Source organism: Streptomyces sp. 13-12-16, from assembly GCF_002114215.1.
GTDB lineage: Bacteria > Actinomycetota > Actinomycetes > Streptomycetales > Streptomycetaceae > Streptomyces.
Genome location: NZ_NCTE01000813.1, coordinates 1 through 3,359 on the forward strand (window position 1 = coordinate 1; position 3,359 = coordinate 3,359).

2 protein-coding genes are annotated in these 3,359 nt (G+C 70.6%); both read left to right on the forward strand.

Features of this window, described 5'->3' with window-relative positions; all coding sequences use genetic code 11:
- Nucleotides 1-2,247, forward strand: a 2,247-nt coding sequence (locus B7767_RS29510) for a ribonucleoside-diphosphate reductase subunit alpha (RefSeq protein ID WP_085574824.1), incomplete at its 5' end; no start/stop codon positions are given.
- Entirely contained in the window at nucleotides 2,247-3,254 is a 1,008-nt protein-coding gene (locus B7767_RS29515; RefSeq protein WP_179167339.1) for a ribonucleotide-diphosphate reductase subunit beta, read from the forward strand. The genes B7767_RS29510 and B7767_RS29515, both read left to right, overlap by 1 nt.
- Nucleotides 3,255-3,359: the final 105 nt, after the last annotated feature.

Here is a 3,359-nt window from a genome sequence, read left to right on the forward strand (position 1 = left end):
GCCGACCCCGGCCGGGTCGCCGCCGCCGCGCTGCGCGGCCGGTCCGCCACCGCCGACGAGGCGGAGCTGCGGGAGCTGGCCACCGAGGCGGCGGCCGGGCTCATCTCCGAGGACCCGGCCTACTCCCGGCTCGCCGCCCGGCTGCTGACCATCGGCATCCGCGCCGAGGCCGCCTCGCAGGGCGTCACCTCGTTCACCGGGTCCGTCGCGACCGGGCACCGCGAGGGCCTGATCGCCGACCGGACCGCCGCGTTCGTCCGCCTGCACGCGGACCGCCTGGACGCGCTGGTCGACACCGGGGCCGACGACCGCTTCGGCTACTTCGGCCTGCGCACCCTGCACAGCCGCTACCTGCTGCGGCACCCGGTCACCCGCAAGGTCGTCGAGACGCCCCAGCACTTCCTGCTGCGGGTCGCCACCGGCCTCGCCGGGGACGACAGCGCCCGTTCCGTGGACGAGGTCGCCGCGCTGTACGGGCTGATGAGCCGCCTGGACTACCTGCCCTCCTCCCCCACGCTGTTCAACTCCGGCACGCGGCACCCGCAGATGTCGTCCTGCTACCTCCTCGACTCCCCCAAGGACGAGCTGGACTCCATCTACGACCGCTACCACCAGGTCGCCCGCCTCTCCAAGCACGCCGGCGGCATCGGACTGTCCTACTCCCGCATCCGGTCCCGGGGTTCGCTGATCCGCGGCACCAACGGGCACTCCAACGGCATCGTCCCGTTCCTGAAGACGCTGGACGCCTCGGTCGCCGCCGTGAACCAGGGCGGCCGGCGCAAGGGCGCCGCGGCGGTCTACCTGGAGACCTGGCACTCCGACATCGAGGAGTTCCTGGAACTGCGCGACAACACCGGCGAGGACGCCCGCCGTACGCACAACCTGAACCTCGCGCACTGGGTGCCGGACGAGTTCATGCGCCGGGTGAACGCCGACGCGCCCTGGTCGTTGTTCTCCCCGGCGGACGTGCCCGAACTGGTCGACCTGTGGGGCGAGGAGTTCGACGCGGCGTACCGGGCCGCCGAGGCGAAGGGCCTGGCGAGGAAGACCCTCCCGGCCCGCGAGCTGTACGGCCGCATGATGCGCACCCTGGCCCAGACCGGCAACGGCTGGATGACCTTCAAGGACGCGGCCAACCGGACGGCCAACCAGACCGCCGAGCCCGGCCACGTCATCCATTCCTCGAACCTGTGCACGGAGATCCTGGAGGTCACCGACGACGGGGAGACAGCGGTCTGCAACCTGGGCTCCATCAACCTCGGTGCCTTCGTGGACGACGGCGGCATCGACTGGGAGCGGCTGGACGCCACCGTCCGCACGGCCGTCACCTTCCTCGACCGCGTCGTCGACATCAACTTCTACCCGACCGAGCAGGCGGCCCGTTCCAACGCCCGGTGGCGGCCCGTCGGTCTCGGCGCCATGGGCCTGCAGGACGTCTTCTTCAGGCTGCGGCTGCCCTTCGACTCCCCCGAGGCGAAGGCCCTGTCCACGCGGATCGCCGAGCGGATCATGCTCACCGCGTACGAGACCTCCGCGGACCTGGCCGAACGCGGCGGCCCGCTGCCCGCGTGGGAGAAGACCCGTACCGCCCGGGGCGTGCTGCACCCCGACCACTACGGTGTCGAGCTCTGCTGGCCCGAGCGCTGGGCGGCGCTGCGGACCCGGATCGCGTCCACCGGGATGCGCAACGCGCTGCTGCTGGCGATCGCCCCCACCGCCACCATCGCGTCGATCGCCGGCGTGTACGAGTGCATCGAGCCGCAGGTCTCCAACCTGTTCAAGCGCGAGACCCTGTCCGGGGAGTTCCTCCAGGTCAACTCGTACCTGGTGGACGACCTGAAGCGGCTCGGAGTGTGGGACGCCCGCACCCGTGAGGCGCTGCGCGAAGCCAATGGCTCCGTGCAGGACTTCGCGTGGATCCCCGAGGACGTGCGGCGGCTGTACCGCACGGCGTGGGAAATCCCGCAGCGCGGTCTGATCGACATGGCCGCCGCCCGCACCCCGTTCCTGGACCAGGCGCAGTCGCTCAACCTGTTCCTGGAGACGCCCACCATCGGCAAGCTCTCCTCGATGTACGCGTACGCCTGGAAGTCGGGTCTGAAGACGACGTACTACCTGCGCTCGCGCCCGGCGACCCGGATCGCCCGCGCGGCGGCCCGGACCACCGTCCCCGTCCAGCAGGCGGCCGACCCCGAGGCCGTCGCCTGCTCCCTGGAAAACCCCGAGTCCTGCGAGGCCTGCCAATGATGACCACCAAGAACCTGCTCGACCCCGGCTTCGAGCTGACTCTGCGCCCCATGCGCTACCCCGACTTCTACGAGCGCTACCGGGACGCCATCAAGAACACCTGGCACGTGGAGGAGGTCGACCTCCACTCGGACGTCGCCGACCTGGCGAAGCTCAGCCCGGAGGAACAGCACCTGATCGGCCGGCTGGTCGCGTTCTTCGCGACGGGCGACTCGATCGTGGCGAACAACCTGGTGCTGACGCTCTACAAGCACATCAACTCCCCGGAGGCGCGGCTGTACCTGTCGCGGCAGCTCTTCGAGGAGGCGGTGCACGTCCAGTTCTACCTGACGCTGCTCGACACCTATCTGCCCGACCCGGACGACCGGGCGGCGGCCTTCGCGGCCGTGGAGAACATCCCGTCCATCCGGGAGAAGGCCGAGTTCTGCTTCAAGTGGATGGACTCGGTGGAGCGGATCGACCGGCTGGAGACGCAGGCCGACCGCCGGCGCTTCCTGCTGAACCTCATCTGCTTCGCCGCGTGCATCGAGGGCCTGTTCTTCTACGGGGCGTTCGCCTACGTCTACTGGTTCCGCGGCCGGGGTCTGCTGCACGGGCTGGCGACCGGCACCAACTGGGTGTTCCGGGACGAGACGATGCACATGTCCTTCGCCTTCGACGTGGTCGACACCGTGCGCAAGGAGGAGCCGGAGCTCTTCGACGAGCAGCTGGGGCAGCAGGTCACCGACATGCTGCGCGAGGCGGTCGAGGCGGAGCTGCAGTTCGCGCGGGACCTGTGCGGGGACGGGCTGCCGGGCATGAACACCGAGTCGATGCGGCAGTACCTGGAGTGCGTCGCCGACCAGCGGCTGGTCCGGCTGGGCTTCGCGCCGGTGTACGGCTCGGAGAACCCGTTCTCCTTCATGGAGCTCCAGGGCGTCCAGGAGCTGACGAACTTCTTCGAGCGGCGGCCGTCCGCGTACCAGGTCGCCGTGGAGGGCACGGTCGACCTGGACGAGGACTTCTAGACAGCCGTGCGCCCGGGTGCCGCCCCGCCGTCACGCCGCTCGTGCGGTGCGGTGCGGGGCGGCACCCGACGCCGGGCGCGGGACCGCCGGCTCCTCACGGCGCCC